A 2,877-nucleotide genomic window follows, 5' to 3' on the forward strand; every position below is an offset into this window, starting at 1 on the left:
CTATTGCTTCTGCTTTACTTAGAAGGTCTATTTTATTCAAAACTAACCAGCATGGTTTTGCCGCTAGTTTGTCGCTATAGTGTTTTAATTCATTAATAATAATGTGAGTATTTTCTAATGGATCAGATTGATCGATTGGGGCTAGATCAACAATATGTAAAAGAATTTGGCAACGTTCTAAATGTTTTAAAAATCTAGTCCCTAAACCTGCGCCATAAGCAGCACCTTTAATTATACCTGGAATATCTGCTACTACGAAACTCTGCTTATGCTTCATCTGTACTACACCTAAATTTGGTGCTAGAGTCGTAAAAGGATAATTAGCTATTCTAGGTTTAGCCGCTGATACGGCGCGAATAAACATAGATTTACCAGCATTAGGTAAACCTAGTAAACCAACATCAGCTAGCAACATTAGCTCTAGCTGAAGTCTACGTATCTCACCTTTAGTACCAGTAGTTTTTTTACGTGGCGTACGGTTTACAGAAGATTGAAAATGAGTATTACCTAAGCCGTGAAAGCCACCTTTAGCAACGAGTAAACGCTGTTTATGACAAATCATATCACCTATGATTTCATTAGTATTTTTATCAAATACTCTTGTTCCCACCGGGACTTTAATAAAAATATCTTTACCACGTTTACCAGTACAATTACTACCTTGACCATGTTTGCCATGGTCTGCACAGAAATTTGATTTTAGATGATAATCAATGAGGCTATTAAGATTTTCATCTGCTTGCAACCACACGTTACCACCGTCTCCACCGTCTCCACCTTCAGCCCTACCAAAGGGTAGGGCTTTTTCACGGCGAAAACTTATGCAACCACTACCTCCATCACCTGCAGTGACTAAAATAGATGCTTCATCAATAAATTTCATTTCTGCTATTTTTAGTTAGACTATCATTGATGTTTGCAGTAAATTATTTCTTCTGAGTAAGAAGACTCACAAGATTACGTTTTTTGTGTTTTAAATGATTATTCTTAATCGAAAAATGTACTGTTCCACACTTTAGTGCATAAAGTGTATAATCTTTACCACATCCTACGTTAGTTCCAGGATGAAACTGTGTTCCACGCTGACGAATAATAATACTACCAGCTTTGACTATTTCATTACCAAAGTGTTTGACCCCTAGTCGCTTACCCTCTGAGTCACGACCATTACGTGTTGAACCACCAGCTTTTTTATGTGCCATAAGTATCTTTTAATTTTATTAAACTAAATGCTCATACTCATCACTTCAACGTCAGTAAACCATTGACGATGACTTTGATGCTTACGGAAATGTTTACGACGATGAAACTTAATTATTTTTAATTTGTCACCACGACCATGAGCTACTACTCTTGCCGTAATTTTACTATTATTAATAATCGGATTACCTATATAAATATTATCCCCAATAGTCATCATCATTACTTCGTAAAAATTAATAGTACTACCAGTTGCTATGTTCAGTTTTTCAATGCGGATCGTTTGACCTTCCCTTACTCGGTACTGTTTACCACCACTTTGAAAAATAGCGTACATAAACAACTCCTTTTTGTCCGCATTATGATTTTTACAACAATAATAGTATTATACATCGAAATGTTGTGAAAAACAAGTTTTTATCAAACTATCACTTGTAAGTTTTTTTAGTACAATTAGCAAAAACATTTTTGCCATTTGATTTTATGTGTTATGTGCTGCATTACACATAACGTAACAATAAAATTCTGACAATATAATGAATATTAAACAAATTACTGAACTTACAGCGTCCGATATGGCAAATGTTAACACGGCGATTAATGAACAACTTAATTCTCAAATAGTTTTAATTAATAAATTAGGACACTATATTATTAGTGGAGGAGGTAAGCGTATCCGGCCTATGATCGTTATACTAACAGCTCGGGCATTAAACTATGATGGTAAACAACATGTAACAATTGCTGCATTAATAGAATTTATTCATACAGCCACATTACTCCATGATGATGTAGTCGATGAATCTAATATGCGTCGTGGTAAAGCAAGTGCTAACGCTATATTTGGTAATGCAGCAAGTGTATTAGTAGGTGACTTTATTTACACACGTGCTTTTCAGATGATAATTACACTACAATCACTACGAGTATTTGCATTAATGTCTGAAGCTGTAAATGTGATCGCAGAAGGGGAAGTACTACAATTAATGAATTGTCATGATCCAGACGTTACTATCGAAAGTTATATGCGAGTAATATATAGTAAAACAGCCAGATTATTTGAAGTTGCATCACAATCTTCTGCTGTTCTCGCAGGTGCACTTCCATGTCAAGAAGTAGCATTACGTGATTACGGCCGCTATTTAGGCACAGCTTTTCAATTAATTGATGATTTACTCGATTATGGTTCTAACGGTAATACAATAGGCAAAAATATTGGAGATGATCTTAATGAAGGCAAACCTACCTTACCTTTACTACATGCTATGCGCAATGGTACTCCTATACAGACATCACTTATTCGTCAAGTCATAGTGCAAGGTAATGGTCGTAATTTTATAGAAATAATATTAGAAACTATGCAGCAGTGCGGGTCTTTAGAATATACACGTAGGTGCGCGGAAAAAGAAGCTGATAAAGCAATAGCTTGTCTTGCCTGTTTATCTCCTTCTCCTTATCGTGATGCTTTAGAAAGTTTGGCACACTTAGCAGTACAACGTAACTTTTAATCACAAATTTTTACTTATATTTATAACATATATATTTTTAGTATTAACATTTAATGAAAATATATTATTAATTAATCATTTCTATAAAACTAATAGTCAAAATTAAAAATAACTAGATAACTTGTAAGTTAAAGTAAAACATTATCAAATGTTCTCAAATTATTGAGTA

General features: G+C 34.1%; 4 protein-coding genes. 1 reads left to right on the forward strand and 3 read right to left on the reverse strand.

The window, feature by feature from the left end; translation table 11 throughout:
• From cgtA to rplU, 3 genes are all read right to left on the reverse strand, one after another.
• Positions 1-883: Obg family GTPase CgtA (gene cgtA / locus CEX73_RS01115; RefSeq protein ID WP_101626778.1), on the reverse strand; the 883-nt coding region annotated here is incomplete at its 3' end.
• Positions 884-926: 43 nt separating this feature from the next.
• The gene (gene rpmA / locus CEX73_RS01120) at positions 927-1,202 is read right to left on the reverse strand and encodes a 50S ribosomal protein L27 (RefSeq protein ID WP_101626779.1); all 276 of its coding nucleotides are present in this window, start codon (positions 1,200-1,202) and stop codon (positions 927-929) included.
• Between the two features lie 23 nt (positions 1,203-1,225).
• Positions 1,226-1,537 carry a 50S ribosomal protein L21 gene (gene rplU, locus CEX73_RS01125; RefSeq protein ID WP_101626780.1) on the reverse strand — a complete coding sequence of 104 codons (312 nt, stop codon included), beginning with the start codon at positions 1,535-1,537 and terminating at the stop codon, positions 1,226-1,228.
• Positions 1,538-1,736: 199 nt separating this feature from the next.
• Here rplU and ispB point away from each other — a divergent pair, with 199 nt between their 5' ends.
• A complete protein-coding gene (gene ispB / locus CEX73_RS01130) occupies positions 1,737-2,708 on the forward strand; it encodes an octaprenyl diphosphate synthase (RefSeq protein WP_101626781.1) in 972 nt (323 codons plus the stop codon).
• Positions 2,709-2,877: the final 169 nt, after the last annotated feature.

This window comes from Candidatus Palibaumannia cicadellinicola, assembly GCF_002855795.1.
GTDB lineage: Bacteria > Pseudomonadota > Gammaproteobacteria > Enterobacterales > Enterobacteriaceae > Baumannia > Baumannia cicadellinicola_C.